Consider the following 16,696-nt stretch of genomic DNA (forward strand, 5'->3'; position numbering starts at 1 on the left):
CGGGGAGTGCGGCGTTGTTCCATCCCCCGCGTTTACGTGGACGTGGGTTAGAGGACGCGGGCGGGTCGTCCACTCAGACGCGCTCGACAAAGCCATCCAGGACGCGCTTCTGGCCGGCCTTGTCGAAGTCGATGGTCAGTTTGTTGCCGTCGACCGAGGCGACATTGCCATTGCCGAACTTCAGGTGGAACACGCGGTCGCCGATCCGGAAGGCGGAGGGCGTTTCCGACACCGATTTCGCCACCAGCTCGCCCTCGATGACGCGTCCCTTCACCGAGCCGCGGCCGGCGCCGTAGCCCGAATCGGCCTCGCCATAGCCGATGCGCTCCACCTGGTGGCCGGAGCGCGTCCCCCAGTTGCGGCTGGTCGCCTCGGTGCGGTTCTTCTGCGCCCGCTGCCAGCCGGGGGTGGCGTAGGTGTTGGAGAAGGCTTCTGCATCGTCGAAGCGTGATTTGCCATAGGGATTGGGCCGGCCAACACCCCCGCCGGCACCATAGCCGCCGTAGCCGCTGCCGCCGTCCTCAGCCACGTCGACATGCGCTTCGGGCAATTCGTCGAGGAAGCGGGAAGGGATGGTGGACTGCCACAGGCCGTGAATGCGCCGGTTGGACGTGAACCACAGATGCAGGTTCTTCTTGGCGCGCGTCAGGCCGACATAGGCGAGGCGGCGCTCCTCCTCCAGGCCGGAGCGGCCACCCTCGTCGAGGGCGCGCTGATGCGGAAACAGGCCTTCCTCCCAGCCGGGCAGGAACACGGTCTCGAATTCGAGGCCCTTGGCCGAATGCAGGGTCATCAGGCTGACGGCATCAAGATCCTCGTGCCGCTCGGCATCCATGACCAGCGCCACATGTTCCAGGAAGCCGCGCAGGCTTTCGTAGTCCTCCATGGAGCGGATCAGCTCCTTCAGGTTTTCCAGCCGTCCCGGCGCTTCCGCCGAACGATCGTTCTTCCACATGTCGGTGTAGCCGGACTCCTCGAGGATCGTCTGGGCCAGTTCCGTATGCGGCGTGTTGTCCAGCATGCCCTGCCAGCGCTCGATGCTCTCCGCCAGGTTGCGCAGGGCGGCGCGCGGCTTCGGCTTCATCTCCTCGGTGCCGACCAGATCGCGGGCGGCCTGCAGCAGGGTGATCTCGCGCATGCGGGCCACGTCGTGGATCTGGCGGACGCTGGCTTCGCCCAGCCCGCGCTTGGGCACGTTGACGATGCGCTCGAAGGCGAGATCGTCGGCTGCCTGGGCGACGATGCGGAAATAGGCGAGGGCGTCGCGCACCTCCATCCGCTCGTAGAAGCGCGGACCGCCGATGACGCGATAGTTCAGGCCGAGCGTGACGAAGCGGTCCTCGAATTCGCGCATCTGGAAGGAGGCGCGCACCAGGATCGCCATGTCGTTCAGCGCGTGCTTCCTGGTCTGAAGGGCCTCGATCTCCTCGCCGATGGCGCGGGCCTCCTCCTCGGAATCCCAGGCGGCGTGGACGCGCACCTTGTCGTCGTCGGGATCGGCATGGTCGGTGAAAAGCGTCTTGCCGAGCCGGCCTTCATTGTGGGCGATCAGGTGCGAAGCCGCGCCAAGAATATGCGCGGTGGAGCGGTAGTTGCGCTCCAGCCGGATGACCGCGGCGCCCGGAAAATCCTTCTCGAAGCGCAGGATGTTGTCGACCTCCGCGCCGCGCCAGCCATAGATCGACTGATCGTCGTCGCCGACGCAGCAGATGTTGACCCTGCCGTCGCTTCCCGCCGCCCTTGGCCGCTGGGCGAGCAGGCGCAGCCACATATACTGCGCGGTGTTGGTGTCCTGATACTCGTCGACGAGGATGTATTTGAACTTGCGGTGGTAATCGGCGAGCACGTCGGGATTGTCGCGCAGGATGCGGATCGGCAGGCACAGGAGGTCGCCGAAATCGGTGGCGTTGAGCGTCTTCAGGCGCTCCTGATAGGCTGCGTAGAGCTCGCGGCCCTTGCCGCCGGCGAAGGCGCGGGCGTCGCCCTCGGGAATTTCCTTCGGCGCCAGGCCCTTGTTCTTCCAGCCGTCGATCATCTGGGCGAACTGGCGCGGCGGCCAGCGCTTGTCGTCCAGGCCCTCGGCCTGGATGATCTGCTTGATCAGGCGGATCTGGTCATCCGTGTCGAGGATGGTGAAGGAGGATTTGAGGCCGGCAAGCTCGGCATGACGGCGCAGGATCTTGACGCCGATGGAGTGGAAGGTGCCGAGCCAGGGCATGCCCTCGATGGCTTCGCCGACCAGCGTGCCGATGCGCGTCTTCATCTCGCGCGCGGCCTTGTTGGTGAAGGTGACGGCGAGGATCTGCGACGGGTAGGCGCGGCCGGTCGCCAGGATATGGGCAATGCGGGTGGTGAGAACGCGCGTCTTGCCGGTGCCGGCGCCGGCCAGGACGAGGACCGGCCCTTCGGTTGTCTCGACCGCCAGGCGCTGCTCGGGGTTCAGCGCATCGAGATAACGCGCCGGGGCGGCCCGCGCCGCCATGGCGCGCGCGGCGATGCCCGATGGCTTTGGCACAGCCGGCGCATCGCGGGCGGGCTCGTCCTCGTCGAAGAATGGAATATCGTCAGGAAATCCGGACATCGCTTCTGCATATGGTGATTCGGGCTCCAAAGCCCAAGGATGTTTTCCATTTGTACCGGTTTGCGAGAGCGGAACCAAGGGGGCGTTGCCGGCCGGCGCTTCGGCAGGCGGAACCGGGAGTATTGACGGCGGAGATGAAATCGCCGACTTTCCCGACCGGCCGGGCGCAGCCGGCAGTCCGCACTCCCTCGGGGAGCATGGCGAATGCGCCCTCATTCCTTTCCAAGGCTCCTTTCATGGGCGGCGAAGGCATCGGCAACGCGGACACTGATCGTTTCTTTTGCCGCGAAGAGGAACCTGGAACATGCGTACATTCATGGATTCCAAGGCGATGGCGAAAGCCATGCGCACGGCTCTGGCCGAGCGGGACGTCACCGTCACCCAGAGCGAGGCCCTGGAGATCGTAGCCCGGCAATTCGGCTTCGACACCTGGAACATTCTCGCCGCGAAACTGAAGGCGGCGGACGATGCGGCCATGTCGTTTGAGGCGGCCATCCCGATCTTTCGCATCTTCGACGAGGCCAAGGCACGGGAATTCTATCTGGATTTTCTGGGTTGCAAGGTCGACTGGGAGCACCGCTTCGGCCCCAACGCACCGCTCTACATGCAGGTCTCGCGCGGCGATCTCGTGCTGCATCTGAGCGAGCATTCCGGCGATGCGACGCCGGGTGCCAATGCCGTTGTCTTCATGCAAGGCATCGAGGCGCTGCACCAGGAACTCGCCGCGCGCAACTACAAGTACAACCGCCCCGGGCTGGAGAAGCAGGAATGGGGACTGGAACTCGGCGTCATCGACCCGTTCGGCAACCGCCTGCGCTTTATCCAGCGGTCCCGGAAATAGGCCTTCGTTAGCGTCCTGCTGGCAGGCGGAACCACCTGACGCCCGCATCAGCGCTTCGGTGAACGGGTCGAGAGCATCGGACCGGAAACGGGATCCGGTCTTCGGTTGTTCCGATGTTCCGTCAATGATCGAGATCGCCGGGCGTCCGAGAGGACGCCCGGCGATCTAATGCTCGCTTTCGCAGAGCGAGTGATCAGAGAGCGCCCGCAGCACGTAGCAGTCGCAGATCGCATCGCCGTTGCAGTTGTCGGCGATGCGTTCGAGTTCGTGTTCGAGCCGCTTCAGGCGGGCGATGCGCGCGCGCACCTCGACCAGATGCTCGCGCGCGATGCGATCGGCGCTCTCGCAAGGTTTCTCCGGGTGGCCGCTGAGGTCGATCAGCTCGCGGATCGCCTCGATGCCCAGGCCAAGGTCGCGGGCGTGGCGGATGAAGCCCAGCCGCTCCAGCGCATCCCTGCCATATCGGCGCTGATTGCCGGCGGAACGCTCGGGGGGCTCTATCAACCCTGTCTGCTCGTAATAGCGGATGGTGGGAACCTTCACCCCCACGCGCTCCGACAGTTCTCCAATCGACCACATGATGCCAACCATCGACGTTTCCGTTGTTACCGATATAGGCCGGATCGCCCCAAATGATAAGCCACGGGCGGTCGCGAACCGGTTTCACGAGGCTGTGAATGGACGTCCGTGCCTCATGCCTTACCTTGCCTTGCGGCGGGAACCTACAACCGCAATGGGAGTGTTCGCGATGCAGGGGAAGCTGGAGAAGAAACCGATAATCACCCAGGCGATGATCGACGCCTATGACGAATACACGCATCTGACGCTGGATCGGCGGGCCTTCATGAACCGGCTGACGATGCTGGCCGGGTCCGGCGCGGCAGCCGCGGTCATCGCGCCGATGCTGGCGGCGAGCTCCGCGCAGGCGGCGATGGTCGCCGAGGACGACGAACGGCTGACGGCCGAGGATGTCACCTATCGCGGCGACGGTGGCGACATGACGGGTTATCTGGCGCGGCCCGCGGGCGCCTCGGACAAGCTCCCCGCCGTGATCGTCATCCACGAGAACCGCGGCCTCAATGCGCATATTCGCGACGTCGCCCGGCGCATGGCGCTGGAAGGCTTTCTCGCGCTGGCCCCCGACTTCCTGTCGCCGGACGGCGGCACACCCGCCGACGAGGACAAGGCGCGCGAGATGATCGGCGGTCTCGACGCGGCGCAGACGGTGCGCAACGGCGTGGCGAGCGAGGCGTTCCTCGCCGGTCACGAGGCAGGCAACGGCAATGTCGGCGCCATCGGCTTCTGCTGGGGCGGCGGCATGGTGAACCAGCTTGCCGTCAACGCAGAAGGGCTGGACGCGGGCGTCGCCTATTACGGGCGGCAGGCGGACGCGGCCGATGTGCCGAAAATCCAGGCGCCCCTGATGCTGCACTATGCCGGTCTCGACGAGCGCATCAATGCCGGCATCGACGCCTATCGCAGCGCGCTGGAGGCGGCTGGCAAGACATTCACCATCCATGTCTATGAGGGCGTCAACCATGCCTTCAACAACGACACGTCGGAGGCACGCTACGACAAGGATGCGGCGGATCTCGCCTGGCAGCGGACGGTGGATTTCCTGAAGGAGACCCTCGCTTAGGCCGCCATGCGCCCATTCGGGGGTGCAAGGACGATAGACCATTGACGGAGCATCGGGCTGGGGCGCGGCCGGCGCCTCAGTATGCCCCGTAAGGGTAGGGATCGTAGCCGGAGAAGATGCGCTGCTGGCGTGCGCTGCGGACGATGGCGCGGATGAAGATCAGGTCGATCGGGATCGGCTCCCGCTTCCGCTCGAGGCTGTAGAGTTCGTCGTCGAGCGATTTCAGCGCCCGCCAGAAATCATAGTCGCTTATCTCGGCCGACCGGGCGAGCGTCTCCGACAATTCCCTGGCTTCCGCGTTCAACACTGCCTTCCTCGCGCCGACGAATCGAATTCATCCTTCGCGAAAATCGTCGGCCCGGGGCAGGCCGCCTTCAAGCAGGGGGCATGGTTAAAGTTGTGCAAACACCGCCATGGTTAACGCGCCGTTACGCCGCGAGGCACCGATCAAGTCATTGATCAGGCAAGCTTAACGGTGCTCTTCCTCGCTGAGCTCGACCAGCGCCTTGTTGAAAGAGCGCAGGGCGCGGACATGGCTGGCAAAGGCGATGACCCGGGTGTTATCGGCGGGATCGACGACCGGCAGCCGGTCGTGTCCGCCCTTGTCGAAGGCGCGCAGCGCGGCTTCCAGCGTATCGGTCGGTTTCAGGGCCTGCGCTCCGGTTTCCGGATCGTGGGTCACCGGTTCGGCATCGTCGTCGAGCACCTCCATGAAGTCCATCACGCGGGTCACCTGGCCGAGCGCCCGGTGCGGGCCTTCGACCAGGAACAGGCCGCGCATTTCGAGCTGCCACTGGAACCAGGAGTGCCCGTGGGTGGCCTGGTTGATGCCGTGCGCCACCGCCACGGTCAGGAGGAGGGCGATCGACAGTTCGTACCCGCCTGTCAGTTCGAAGACGATCACTGTGGTGGAGATCGGCGCGCCGAGGACGGCGCCGGCGACCGCGCCCATGCCGAGGATCGCGTAGAGCCCCTGGCTGGAGGCCATGGTGGGAAAGACCGAGGCGGCGATGATGCCGAAAGCGCCGCCCGTCAGCGCGCCGAGCAATAGCGCCGGAGAGAAGATGCCGCCGCCGAAGCGCATGGCGAGCGTGATCGCCGTCGCGACGGTCTTGACGACGATCAGCGCCAGCATGATCGCGAGGGGAAGCTGGTTCCACAGCGCCATGTCGGTGATTTCGTAGCCGACGCCGAGCACCTGCGGAAAGACGACGGCGATGCCGCCGACGAGGATGCCGCCCGCCAGCGGCCGCGTCCACAGGGGGATGTGGATGGCGCGTGCTGCATATTCGGCGGCGAACAGCGCAAACTGGAACAGGATCGCGACCACGGCCGCCGTGACGCCGAGGAGCGCGAAGGCCGGGAACTCCCAGAACGAGGTGATCTGGTGCGTCGGCACCAGGAAGGCGGCGGCGCTGCCGAACCAGAGCCGCGAGACCACTGCGCCCGCGGCGGAGGCGATGACGATCGGCACGAAGGAGCGCATCGCATAGTGGCCGAGAATGACCTCATGGGCGAAGAGAACACCCGCGATAGGGGCGTTGAAGGAGGCGGAGATGGCGGTGGCGACGCCGGCGCCGAGCAGGGTGCGGCGGCCCCATTCGGGAAGGCTGGCGCGCCATGCGATGGCGGTGGCCAGAACGGCCCCCAGATGCACCACCGGCCCCTCGCGGCCGGCGCTGGCGCCGGAGCCGAGCGACAGGGCGGTGACGAAGGCCGACAGCAGGCCCTGGCGCAGCGACAGCTTGCGGCCGGACAGGGCGCGCGCCTCGATGACGTCGGCCACCGCGCCGGTGCGGCGTGCCTCCAGCCGGGTCAGCAGGAGGCCGACCAGCAGGCCGCCGACCGTCGGGCCGGCCATGATCCAGTACCAGGGAAGCGACTGGGCGGCGGAGAAGACCAGCTCGGAACTGGTGCCCAGCCAGAACAGCTGGAAGATGCCGATCAACTCGCGAAACACGATCGCCGCCACGGCGACGCCGAGGCCGAGCAGCAGCGACAGCAGCCAGATCAGCGGCAGCCTTGCCTCAAGGAAGGCGTTGAGATTCGGTTCGACCCAGGTCCAGACCACCCGCGGCAGGCGCTGGATCAGCCGGAATGCTGCCTCTATACGCGCTGTGAGCACGGCTAGGCCCGCCGCCGGCTGATGCCGATGATACTGCCGGCCTGTTCCGGGCGGGGCAGCGCCGCGTGCGATGCGCGCATCGTCTCGATGCGCTCGAGAACGTCGCCGGGGAAGGGAGCGGCCCGGGGGCCGTTCATGTCGACATGCAGGGTCAGGGTCTCGCAGGTGGCCGCCAGCCAGCCATCATCGGCATGGCGGAGTTCCTGAAAACTGTGCAGGCGCTTTGCGTCATTGTCGAGAAGCTGGAACGTGGCGCGCAGCCGGTCATCCAGATGGAGCTCGCGCAGATAGCAGACGTGGATCTCGACCGTGTAGGTCGTCAGCCGGCGGGCCGCGGCATATTGCGGTCCCATGCCGAGCGTGGCCCAGACCGAATCCACGGCCCGGTCGAACAGCACCGTATAGTAGGCCATGTTGAGATGGCCGTTATAGTCGATCCAGTCCCGCTCGATGGAGAGCTGGTCCGAGACATGTGGCGCGCGATCAGGCATTTCCTTATTCCGCTTAGGGTCCTGGCCGTCGCCGGTTCTGGGCCTGGCGGACAGCAAAGCGTTCCTAAACCAGAATGCGGCTTCATTGAACCGTTATCCTGGCCTATCTTTTTGTTTCACCGTGATCTTTTCCGGAAAATTCCGGCTTCCGGCATTTCCGGTCATGCATAAGGGCAGCGGTTTCGGGTAGAAGTGAGCGGCGATGCCGGCACGCGACGGGCCGGACGGACCGTACTGGAGGACATTCATGGCGCTGGCCGAACTTGAACAGGTTGCCCGCAATGGCGAAGGCATCGACGCGGTGCTCGGGATTCTGCGCCAGCGTTATGGCGAACGACTGATGACCGGCCATTCGATCCGCGAGCAGCATGCGCATACGACGAGCTACATTCCGGCGCAATTGCCGGATGGCGTCTTCGCGCCGGCCAATGTGGAGGAGATTCAGGACGTGGTGCGGATCTGTTCCGAGCACCGCGTTCCCATCATTCCGTTCGGTACAGGCACCTCGCTGGAAGGGCATGTGAATGCGCCCGGCGGCGGCATCTCGCTCGACCTGATGGGCATGAACCGCATCCTGTCGGTCAATGCCGAGGATCTCGACTGCACGGTGGAGCCGGGCGTGACGCGCGAGGACCTGAACCGGCACCTGCGCGATACGGGGCTGTTCTTCCCGATCGACCCCGGGGCCAATGCCAGTCTCGGCGGCATGGCCTCGACGCGCGCCTCGGGCACCAATGCGGTGCGCTACGGCACGATGCGCGAAAATGTTCTCGGACTGACGGCGGTCATGCCGGACGGGCGGGCGATCACCACGGCGCGCCGCGCCAAGAAGACCTCGGCGGGCTACGACCTGACCCGGCTGATGATCGGCGCCGAAGGCACGCTCGGCATCATCACCTCGATGACGCTGAAGCTGCAGGGCATTCCGCAGGCGATCTCGGGCGGCGTCTGCTCGTTTCCCGATGTGGAGCGGGCTTGCGAGGCGGTTATCGCCACCATCCAGATGGGGGTTCCCGTGGCGCGCATCGAGTTCGTCAATGCGCTGGCGATGAAGGCGATCAACGCCTACGCACAGCTCAGCTACCCCGAAAGCCCGTGCCTGTTCCTCGAGTTCCACGGCAGCGAGGCGGGAGTCAGGGAGCAGGCCGAGACCTTCGGAGAGATCGCCGGTGAGTTCGGCGGGGGACCGTTCCAATGGACCAGCGTGGCGGAGGAGCGGAGCAAACTGTGGAAGGCGCGGCACGATGCCTACTGGGCGTGCCTGACGCTCAGGCCCGGCACGCGCGGTCTGTCGACCGATGTCTGCGTGCCGATATCGCGGCTTGCCGAATGCATCGTCGAAACGGAGGCGGATATCGCGGAGAGCGGATTGCTGGCGACGGTGCTCGGCCATGTCGGAGACGGCAATTTTCATGTTCTGGTCCTAATGGACATGCATGATCCCCGGGAGATCGCGCAGGCGGAGGCTTTCGTCGCGCGGCTCAACAGAAGGGCGCTGTCGATGGACGGCACCTGCACCGGCGAGCATGGGATAGGGCAGGGCAAGATGCGTTTTCTCGAAGAGGAACTGGGCGGCGCGGTCGATGTCATGCGCGCGATCAAGCAGGCGATCGACCCGCTCAACATCATGAATCCCGGCAAGATCCTCGGCGCAAGGCGCTCATAAGCCGAATGTGTGCGATGATGGGCCTCGATGCCCGCCGGATATCGGCGAGACTTTAGGAGCAGCAACTGGCACGTCTGTTTGTTTTCTTCGGTGGACTGGTGGTCTTGGCGCTGACGGCGGCGCTGGTGGCGCCCTATTTCATCGACTGGAACCATTACCGCTCCGCGTTCGAGCGCGAGGCGGAGCGGGTGCTCGGCCGCGAGGTCAGCGTCGAGGGGACGGCGCGCGCGCGGCTGCTGCCGTTTCCCTCGCTCACTTTCACCGATGTGGTGGTGGCGGGCGAGACGCCCGAGGCTCCGGGCATGACCGTGGAGGAATTCTCCATGGACGCCGAACTCGCGCCGTTCCTGCGGGGCGAGGTGCTGATCTTCGACATGCGCCTCGTCCGGCCGTTCGCGCGACTGTCGGTGGCGGAGGACGGCGGTATCGACTGGGCCGTGCGCCCGTCCGGCCCGTTCGATCCGCGCCAGGTGACGCTCGAGAAAGTCAACATCGTCGATGGATCGGTGGCGCTGCATCACGCGGCGAGCGGGCGGGCGCACCGGCTGACCGGCATCAACGCCAACCTCTCCGCCCGGACGCTGGCCGGTCCCTGGCGCATCGACGGGACGCTGGCGGTCGACGACATCCCCATGGCGCTTTCGGTGTCCACCGGCGGGGCCGATGCCGATGGGACCATGCGCGTCCGCCTGGAGGCGCTGCCCGACGAACTGCCGGTCAGGATATCGACAGACGGGCAGGCCCGTCTGGAAGACGGCGTCGCGCATTACAGCGGCGGTTTCCTGTTCGACACGTTCGGCGAGGCGGAGATCGCCAGGCTGCGCGGCGATCAGGGCGCCACCTTCGCGCTGCGCGACACGGTGGCGACCAATCGCCTGTCCGGCCGCTTCGACCTCCGGCATGACCGCCTGTCCATCGAGGAGTTCCGCTTCGAAACGGGGCCGGCCGACGCGCCCTACCATGCGGAGGGTCAGGCAAGCGTGGAGCTGGGCGGCACGCCGCGCTTCTCGATCACGGCGGACGGCGCGCAATTGCGGTTCGATCCGGAGGAGGGCGCGCAGGGCGCGATCGCCGGCATCGACCTGCAGAAGCGCTTCGATGCCTTCGCAAAAGCCGTCGCCGCGCTGCCGGCTCCGACCATCCCCGGGCGGGTCTCGATCAATCTGCCGGCCATCGTCGCCGGGGACACCACCATCCGCAACATCCAGCTCAGGGCGGAACCCGCCGATGGCGGCTGGCAGGTCGGCTCTGTGGCCGCCACCCTGCCGGGGCGCACCCGCTTCGAGGCAAGCGGGCTCCTGACGACACGCGGCAAGCTCGCCTTCGACGGCTCCGTGCTGCTGGCGATCGCGCAGCCCTCGGGTTTTGCCGCATGGATCGCGCGCGACGTGGACGATGCGATCCGCCGCCTGCCCGCGGCGGGCTTCAGCGCCGATGTGGCCCTGTCTGACACGGCGCAGCGCTTCGACGCGCTGGAGCTCATCCTCGGCGATGCGCGCTTCAACGGCAGTCTGGAGCGCCGGCAGCCCGAGAATGCGCGACCGTCTCTTGCCCTGACGCTCGACGGCGATGCGCTCGATCTCGACGGCATCCGTGCCTTCATCTCGCTGTTCGTCAGCGATGCGGGAACCAACAGGCTGGCCGGGCATGATGTCGATCTCAACGTGAAGGCAGGTCCCGTGACGGCGGCTGGCCTGGCGGCGCAGACGCTCGACAGCGCGCTCCGGCTGCGCGACGGCGTGCTGGAGATCGACCGATTGACCCTCGGCGGGCTGGCCGGGGCACAGATCAGCGCGACGGGGCAGGTGAGGGATTTTGCCGGCGGGCCAACCGGAAAGATCGACGCCACCATCCTTTCGCCGGACCTGTCGGGCCTCGCAGGCGTCATGGCCGAGCGGTTTCCGGAGAACCCGATCCTGGCGGGTCTCGCGCGGCGAACGGCGGCCTTTCCCGGACTGCTCGCGGATGCGGAGATCAACCTCGTCGCGAGCGCCGCGGACAATGGCGACGATACGGTCGGGCTGGCCATCAGTGCCGAGGGCGCCGCGGGCGGCACGGATCTCAGCTTTTCCCTGTCCGACAGGAGCCCGCGTGCCGATCCGTTTGCGGGCGACTTCAAGATGTCGGTGACGGCGCGCAATGACGATGCGGCGGCGCTTTACGGCCTTGCCGGCCTGCCGGCCCTGCCGCTCGGCCTCGCCGGCGAGGCGCGGCTGGAACTGTCCGCCGCCGGCTCGCTCGCCGGCAGCGTCGCGACGCAGGCGAACGTGACCGGCGATGGGCTGCAGGCGGGCTTCGAGGGGACCATGCGCCTGGCCGAGGGCGAACCATCGCTGACCGGCAGGACGAGCCTGAAAAGCGATGATCTGGAACCCTGGCTCGCGGTTGCCGGGGTGGTGCTGCCCGGTTTCGGCCTCGGCATGCCGGTCGACCTTTCCACGGAACTCGAATGGAGCGAAGCGCTCGCCGTTCTTTCCGGCCTGACAGGGATGGTGTCCGGCAGCGACGTATCGGGCGACCTGACGGTTTCCCTCGATGGCGAGAAACCGCGTTTCGAAGGGGCGCTCGAACTGTCCCGCCTTGATCTGGCGCCGTTCGCCGAACTCGTTCTGGGCAGCGGTGTCTTCTCCGGCGAGGATGGCGCCGTCTGGCCGGAAGTCCCCTTCAGCCAGGATGTCCAGATCCCGTTCTCGGCAAATCTGGACCTGCGCGCGGAAACCCTGTGGGCGGGATTCTGGGCCGGAGCGGAGAAGGGCGCGATGAAACTGCGGCTGGATGCCGAGGGACTGGCGCTTTCCGACCTTCGGGCCGAGATCTACGGTGGCACGGTCGATGGGTTCGCCACCTTGCGCAACAATGAGGGTACGGGCCTTCTGTCGGCACAGCTCGGCCTCGACGGGGCGGCGCTCGACGCGCTGCTGCCCCAAGCCGGGCTTTCCGGGCGCATCACCTCGCGGGCCAGCGTCAGCGCCAGCGGCAAGACGGTGAACGGCATGGCGGCGGCGCTTTCGGGTTCCGGCTCGGCTGGGCTGAACGGCCTGGTGATCGACGGGCTCGATCCCGGCGCGCTGGCGGCGATCCTGCAACGGGCCGACGAGGCCGGCAATGCCATCGACGCGGAGCGCACCGCGGCGTTCGCCCCGTCGCTGGTTCGCGACGGAGCGTTTGCCGTAGGCGACACGGAAGTTGCCTACACGATCGCCGGCGGGGTGGCGCGTACGCCGCCCGTGCGCCTGACGGGCGACGGCGCGACGCTCACGGCGGAAGCCTCCGCCGATCTGCGGATGATGGGGTTCGAGGCAAGCGGGACGCTTGCTTTCGATCCGGGAACCGAGGCGGTCATCGGCTCGGAGCCGGCCGTCGGCTTCGAAACCAGCGGAGGGTTCGACGCGCCGCGGACGCAGATCGTCACCGCTCCCTTGGCGCAGTTTCTCACCCAGCGCGCGCTGGAGCGGGAGCAGGCGCGTGTCGAGCGCATGCAGTCCGTGCTGCTCGAGCAGCAGCGCCTGCGCCGGGAGGCGCGTTACTTCGTTGCGCTCGCCGATGCGCGCGAGGCGGCCGAGGCGGAGCGGCTGCGGCTCGAACGGGAGATGGAACTGCAGAGGGAGCGGGAGCAGCGGGCGCGGGCCGAGGAGGAGGAGGCGCAGCGCAGGGCGGCGGAGCAGGAGCGCGCGGAACGCCAGCGCGCCGAGGGAACGCGCGAAGCTGTCGAGCGGGCGCCACTTTCCGCGCCGAACACCGCCGGGCAGCCGAAAGAGGCGCCCTCGGACGGAGCCAATTCACGCGACGCGGTATCGGAGTTCTTCCGTGCGAAAAACCTGTCGAGCGACCGCCTGCTGGAGCTTCTGGGGCAGGGCGAGTGACGGGCTCCGCCATGGCGACCGGGGCAATCAGCAGAAAGGGCGCGTCGCGCGGCGACAAGGCTCCGTCAGTCTCCGGCGCGCTTCTTGACCTGTTCGAGGACGAAGAGCCTGAGCGCGGAGGACAGGTTGGTGTCGTCATCGCGCGCATTGTCGATCATGGCGATCACGGCCGCGACCGTCTGGCCCCGCGCGCCGGCAATGCGTTCCAGCTCCTGAAAGAAGGGCGGTTCCAGCGACACGCTGGTTCGGTGGCCGCGGATGCTGACGGAGTGCTTGTGAACGGGCGTCATGGGCTGTCGGCGCCATCGGGGGGCACCCGGCGGTGCGCCTCGATCTGCGCTGCCGAAGCGGCCTTGCGGGCGGCCTCAAGGTTCTTTTCGGCTTTGCTGCGGCCATGCAGCAGGCGGTTTTCGGCGGCGCGGCTCTCTTTGTCCTCGCGCGCTTTTTGCTTGCGTCGCTGGCGAAGGTTGATCAGGTCGCCCATCGTCACCTTCCTTGGCCTTGTCGCGGGACCGGTGCGAAACTTCATGGAAACGCCGCCCGGTTCGCCTTCACTCTCCTGTCGCAGGTCTGCCCGAATCCCTGCGGATGCCGGATGCGATCACCCCGTCGCTAGACGCCTCACTTCTTGCGGAAGGCGTCGAGGGAAACAACCTCCGCGCCCTTGCCGTCGGGCTTGTCGTCCGCCTCGTCCTTCTTGTCCGCGGTGACCCTGGTGCTCTTCTTCTTTTTCGCCGCGGCGACAGGCTTGTCCTTGGCGCCGGCTTCTTCCGTCACGGCGGTGGAAGCCTCGGGAACCGCTTCCAGGTTCGCGGGCAGCACCTCCTCGTCGGGCTTGACGTCGAACTCCAGCTCGAAATTGACCGAGGGATCATAGAAGCCGCGCACGGCGGAGAAGGGGACGCTGAGCATTTCCGGCACGTCGGCAAAGGACAGGCCGACCTCGAACCCGGTCTCGCTGACCTTCAGGTCCCAGTACTGGTACTGCAACACGATCGTCATCTGCTCGGGATAACGTTCGCGCAGCCGGCTGGAAACGCGTACGCCGGGCGCCGTGGTCAGGAAGGTGATGAAGAAATGGTGTTCGCCCGGCAGGCCGGTGCGCGCCACCTCGGCCAGCACCTTGCGCATGACGCCGCGCAAGGCGTCCTGGGCGAGAATGTCATATCTGATGCGGTCTTCGGCCATTACTCGAACCGGTTGGAGTCACGATATCCTACCTCTAATCAAGGACCGTGCTCAGGTAAACCGGCAAAAGGCGCTGCGGGTTCCGCTTATGCGCGCGAGCGCGTCATCCGGGCGTCTCGCCACCCGCTTCCCGGCGACCATAGGCGCGCAGGAAGGTGACGACGGCGATGCGTGCGGAACGGGCCACCTCCTTGTCGCTCAGCACCTCCCCGAACAGCGCGGGAATCTGCAGATCGGTAAAGATCAGGGAGAAGAACTGCCGCGCGGCGACGTCCGGATCGTCGATGTCGAGAAAGCCGGCGAAGGCGAGGCGGGCAAAGCGCGCCGCGAGCGCCGACCAGACTTTTCCGGGGCCGCCGACCCGCCAGCTGGCGAACAGCTCGGGGTGGCGTTCGCCCTCCATGTGGATCAGCTTGCGGAGGAACTTTCCGTCGCGATCGCAGATGCAGTTGCGGATGAAGCGGATCGCGAAATCCGTCAGATCGGTCTCAAGGTGTTTCGGGTGGTCGGGAAACGTGCCGAGCACCGCGAAGGCGCCCGCGGTGCAGCGATCGGTGATCTCGCCCACCACGGCGGCGAACAGTTTCTCCTTGTCGCCGAAATTGTTGTAGACGGTCTGCCGCGAGACGCCGGCTTCCGCGGCGATCAGGTCGATGTTGGCGCCGGCAAAACCCTCGCTGCAGAAGACGCGTGCGCCGGCGTCGAGCATGGACAGGCGCTTGGCCATCTGGCCGCGTGGCGGGAGGATGTCAGGAACAGTCTGTGGCTTCATGGAAAAATTTATAGTTCTGATTGACGAATTGGACAAGGCTGTCTAAAAAAATTGCCGGACATGGGGTCAGGCCCGGCACGGGGGATGTCGGTTCGTCTGTTTCCCGCTCGTCCTTGGATCGGCGCTCCGCGTCGCGACATTTTCTTGAAAGAGCAAACCATGACTACCAGCTTCCTCCGCATCGCGGTCGTGCTCGGCCTCCTGACCGCCGTCGGTCCCTTCGCGATCGACATGTACCTCCCGGCCCTGCCGACCATCGGCGAAGACCTGAATGCCGGCACCGTGCCGGTTCAGATGTCCCTGCTCGTGTTCTTCCTGTCGATGGGCTTCGCGCAGATCATCGTCGGGCCGATCTCGGACATGGTCGGACGCAAGGCGCCGCTCTACATGGGGCTGGGGCTTTTCATCATCGGCAGCATCGGTTCGGCGCTGGCCGGCAGCATCGAGACGCTGATCGCCTTCCGCTTCCTGCAGGGGCTCGGCGCCTCCGCCGGCATGGTCGTGCCGCGCGCCGTGGTGCGCGACCTGCATACGGGAACCGAAGCCGCGCGGCTGATGTCCATGCTGATGCTGGTGTTCTCGATATCGCCCATTCTGGCGCCGCTGACGGGCAGCCTGATCATCGAGGCGCTGGGCTGGCGCTCCGTGTTCTGGTCGGTGACCGTTGCCGCGCTCCTGGCGGTCTTCCTGCTGGCCACGTCCCTGAAGGAGACAAGGCCGGTGGAGGAGCGGCGGGGCAGTTCGCTGCGCAGCGCGCTCGCCGGCTATCGCTTCCTGATGGGCGACCGCAAGTTCCTCGGCCTCACGCTGATCGGCGGGTTCGGCATTTCGAGCTTCTTCGTCTACCTGTCGAACTCGTCCTTCGTCCTGATCAATCACTACGGTCTTTCGCCGTCGCTCTACAGCGTCTTCTTCTCCCTGAATGCGGTGGCGTTCTTCGCGATGTCCCAGCTGACGGGCGTTCTGACGGAGCGTTTCGGGCTGCGCCGCGTGGTGCGGGTCGCGGTGGCGTCCTACGCGACCGTGATGGTGGCGATGCTCGCCGTGATGATGGCCGGGCAGCAGTCGCTGTGGGTCCTGGCGTCGTTCCTGTTCGTCGGCTACGGCTTCTTGGGCCTGGTGATCCCGACGACTTCGGTGCTGGCGATGGACGATCACGGCACGATCGCCGGAACCGCATCGGCGCTGATGGGCACGCTGCATTTCGCCACGGGCGCAACGGCGATGGCCGTCTCCGGGCTGTTCTTCGACGGCAGGCCGCTGCCGATGGTGATCAGCATCGCGACCTGTGCCGTCCTGGCGCTGGCGCTGACCCAGCTGACGCTGGGGCGGGCAGGCGACGCCGAGCGGGCGCCGGCCGAATAACACCTAGCGAACAGAAGCTGGGATTTGAAAAGGGGCGGTTATCCGCCCCTTCTTCCTGCCGCCGCTTCTCCTCGAAGCCGCCGCGGCAGGCCAGATCATTGACTGGGCATCGGAACAACTGAAAGCCGGATTCCACTTTCCGGTCGGCTGTTCAAGGACCGGCGG

General features: G+C 66.4%; 14 protein-coding genes. 5 read left to right on the forward strand and 9 right to left on the reverse strand.

The genetic code is table 11. The annotated features are described in order from the left end of the window. Positions 1-73 precede the first annotated feature (73 nt). Positions 74-2,581, reverse strand: coding sequence for an ATP-dependent helicase (locus NA2_RS00550; protein WP_008593016.1), 2,508 nt, complete (start codon positions 2,579-2,581; stop codon positions 74-76). Between the two features lie 304 nt (positions 2,582-2,885). Between NA2_RS00550 and NA2_RS00555 the strand changes: the two genes are divergently transcribed. Further along, positions 2,886-3,422, forward strand: a complete 537-nt coding sequence (locus NA2_RS00555) for a glyoxalase superfamily protein (protein ID WP_040676325.1) — start codon at positions 2,886-2,888, stop codon at positions 3,420-3,422. 165 nt (positions 3,423-3,587) lie between these two features. Here NA2_RS00555 and NA2_RS00560 read toward each other — a convergent pair whose 3' ends face one another. Beyond that, a complete protein-coding gene (locus NA2_RS00560) occupies positions 3,588-4,001 on the reverse strand; it encodes a MerR family transcriptional regulator (RefSeq protein WP_040676386.1) in 414 nt (137 codons plus the stop codon). Positions 4,002-4,170: 169 nt separating this feature from the next. On the opposite strand from NA2_RS00560, the gene NA2_RS00565 reads away from it, so the two are divergent. Next, a complete protein-coding gene (locus NA2_RS00565) occupies positions 4,171-5,061 on the forward strand; it encodes a dienelactone hydrolase family protein (RefSeq protein WP_040676387.1) in 891 nt (296 codons plus the stop codon). Between the two features lie 76 nt (positions 5,062-5,137). On the opposite strand, the gene NA2_RS00570 is transcribed toward NA2_RS00565, so the two are convergent. The 3 genes from NA2_RS00570 to NA2_RS00580 form a co-directional block, all read right to left on the reverse strand. Further along, entirely contained in the window at positions 5,138-5,365 is a 228-nt protein-coding gene (locus NA2_RS00570) for a hypothetical protein (RefSeq protein ID WP_008593023.1), read from the reverse strand. A gap of 165 nt (positions 5,366-5,530) precedes the next feature. Beyond that, positions 5,531-7,186: a chloride channel protein gene (locus tag NA2_RS00575; protein WP_008593025.1), complete on the reverse strand. Its 1,656-nt coding sequence runs from the start codon at positions 7,184-7,186 to the stop codon at positions 5,531-5,533. A 2-nt stretch (positions 7,187-7,188) separates the two neighbouring features. Then, on the reverse strand, positions 7,189-7,677 hold the full coding sequence (locus NA2_RS00580) for a thioesterase family protein (protein WP_008593027.1): 489 nt from the start codon (positions 7,675-7,677) through the stop codon (positions 7,189-7,191). Between the two features lie 247 nt (positions 7,678-7,924). Between NA2_RS00580 and NA2_RS00585 the strand changes: the two genes are divergently transcribed. After that, positions 7,925-9,343 carry an FAD-binding oxidoreductase gene (locus NA2_RS00585; protein ID WP_008593029.1) on the forward strand — a complete coding sequence of 473 codons (1,419 nt, stop codon included), beginning with the start codon at positions 7,925-7,927 and terminating at the stop codon, positions 9,341-9,343. Positions 9,344-9,408: 65 nt separating this feature from the next. Beyond that, complete coding sequence (locus tag NA2_RS00590) at positions 9,409-13,206, forward strand: AsmA family protein (RefSeq protein WP_420798684.1); 3,798 nt, start codon at positions 9,409-9,411, stop codon at positions 13,204-13,206. Between the two features lie 65 nt (positions 13,207-13,271). Here NA2_RS00590 and NA2_RS00595 read toward each other — a convergent pair whose 3' ends face one another. The 4 genes from NA2_RS00595 to NA2_RS00610 all read right to left on the reverse strand — a co-directional run bounded on the left by NA2_RS00595 (position 13,272) and on the right by NA2_RS00610 (position 15,166). After that, complete coding sequence (locus NA2_RS00595) at positions 13,272-13,496, reverse strand: ribbon-helix-helix domain-containing protein (protein ID WP_008593033.1); 225 nt, start codon at positions 13,494-13,496, stop codon at positions 13,272-13,274. After that, entirely contained in the window at positions 13,493-13,690 is a 198-nt protein-coding gene (locus NA2_RS00600) for a DUF4169 family protein (protein WP_008593035.1), read from the reverse strand. The genes NA2_RS00595 and NA2_RS00600 overlap by 4 nt, the downstream gene beginning before the upstream one ends. Positions 13,691-13,827: 137 nt before the next feature. Next, positions 13,828-14,394: an SspB family protein gene (locus NA2_RS00605; RefSeq protein ID WP_008593037.1), complete on the reverse strand. Its 567-nt coding sequence runs from the start codon at positions 14,392-14,394 to the stop codon at positions 13,828-13,830. 103 nt (positions 14,395-14,497) lie between these two features. Beyond that, a complete protein-coding gene (locus NA2_RS00610; RefSeq protein WP_040676329.1) occupies positions 14,498-15,166 on the reverse strand; it encodes a TetR/AcrR family transcriptional regulator in 669 nt (222 codons plus the stop codon). 159 nt (positions 15,167-15,325) lie between these two features. Here NA2_RS00610 and NA2_RS00615 point away from each other — a divergent pair, with 159 nt between their 5' ends. Further along, positions 15,326-16,531: a multidrug effflux MFS transporter gene (locus NA2_RS00615; protein ID WP_008593040.1), complete on the forward strand. Its 1,206-nt coding sequence runs from the start codon at positions 15,326-15,328 to the stop codon at positions 16,529-16,531. Positions 16,532-16,696: the final 165 nt, after the last annotated feature.

It is taken from the genome of Nitratireductor pacificus pht-3B (assembly GCF_000300335.1).
Taxonomy (GTDB): Bacteria; Pseudomonadota; Alphaproteobacteria; order Rhizobiales; family Rhizobiaceae; genus Nitratireductor; species Nitratireductor pacificus.

What these genes read in the sequence shown, in the direction of transcription:
- NA2_RS00610 (WP_040676329.1), bottom strand. Translation starts at nt 15,166, where the DNA reads ATGAAGCCACAGACTGTTCCTGACATCCTCCCGCCACGCGGCCAGATG.
- NA2_RS00580 (WP_008593027.1), bottom strand. Translation starts at nt 7,677, where the DNA reads ATGCCTGATCGCGCGCCACATGTCTCGGACCAGCTCTCCATCGAGCGG.
- NA2_RS00615 (WP_008593040.1), top strand. Translation starts at nt 15,326, where the DNA reads ATGACTACCAGCTTCCTCCGCATCGCGGTCGTGCTCGGCCTCCTGACC.
- NA2_RS00600 (WP_008593035.1), bottom strand. Translation starts at nt 13,690, where the DNA reads ATGGGCGACCTGATCAACCTTCGCCAGCGACGCAAGCAAAAAGCGCGC.
- NA2_RS00565 (WP_040676387.1), top strand. Translation starts at nt 4,171, where the DNA reads ATGCAGGGGAAGCTGGAGAAGAAACCGATAATCACCCAGGCGATGATC.
- NA2_RS00550 (WP_008593016.1), bottom strand. Translation starts at nt 2,581, where the DNA reads ATGTCCGGATTTCCTGACGATATTCCATTCTTCGACGAGGACGAGCCC.
- NA2_RS00605 (WP_008593037.1), bottom strand. Translation starts at nt 14,394, where the DNA reads ATGGCCGAAGACCGCATCAGATATGACATTCTCGCCCAGGACGCCTTG.
- NA2_RS00560 (WP_040676386.1), bottom strand. Translation starts at nt 4,001, where the DNA reads ATGTGGTCGATTGGAGAACTGTCGGAGCGCGTGGGGGTGAAGGTTCCC.
- NA2_RS00595 (WP_008593033.1), bottom strand. Translation starts at nt 13,496, where the DNA reads ATGACGCCCGTTCACAAGCACTCCGTCAGCATCCGCGGCCACCGAACC.
- NA2_RS00585 (WP_008593029.1), top strand. Translation starts at nt 7,925, where the DNA reads ATGGCGCTGGCCGAACTTGAACAGGTTGCCCGCAATGGCGAAGGCATC.
- NA2_RS00555 (WP_040676325.1), top strand. Translation starts at nt 2,886, where the DNA reads ATGCGTACATTCATGGATTCCAAGGCGATGGCGAAAGCCATGCGCACG.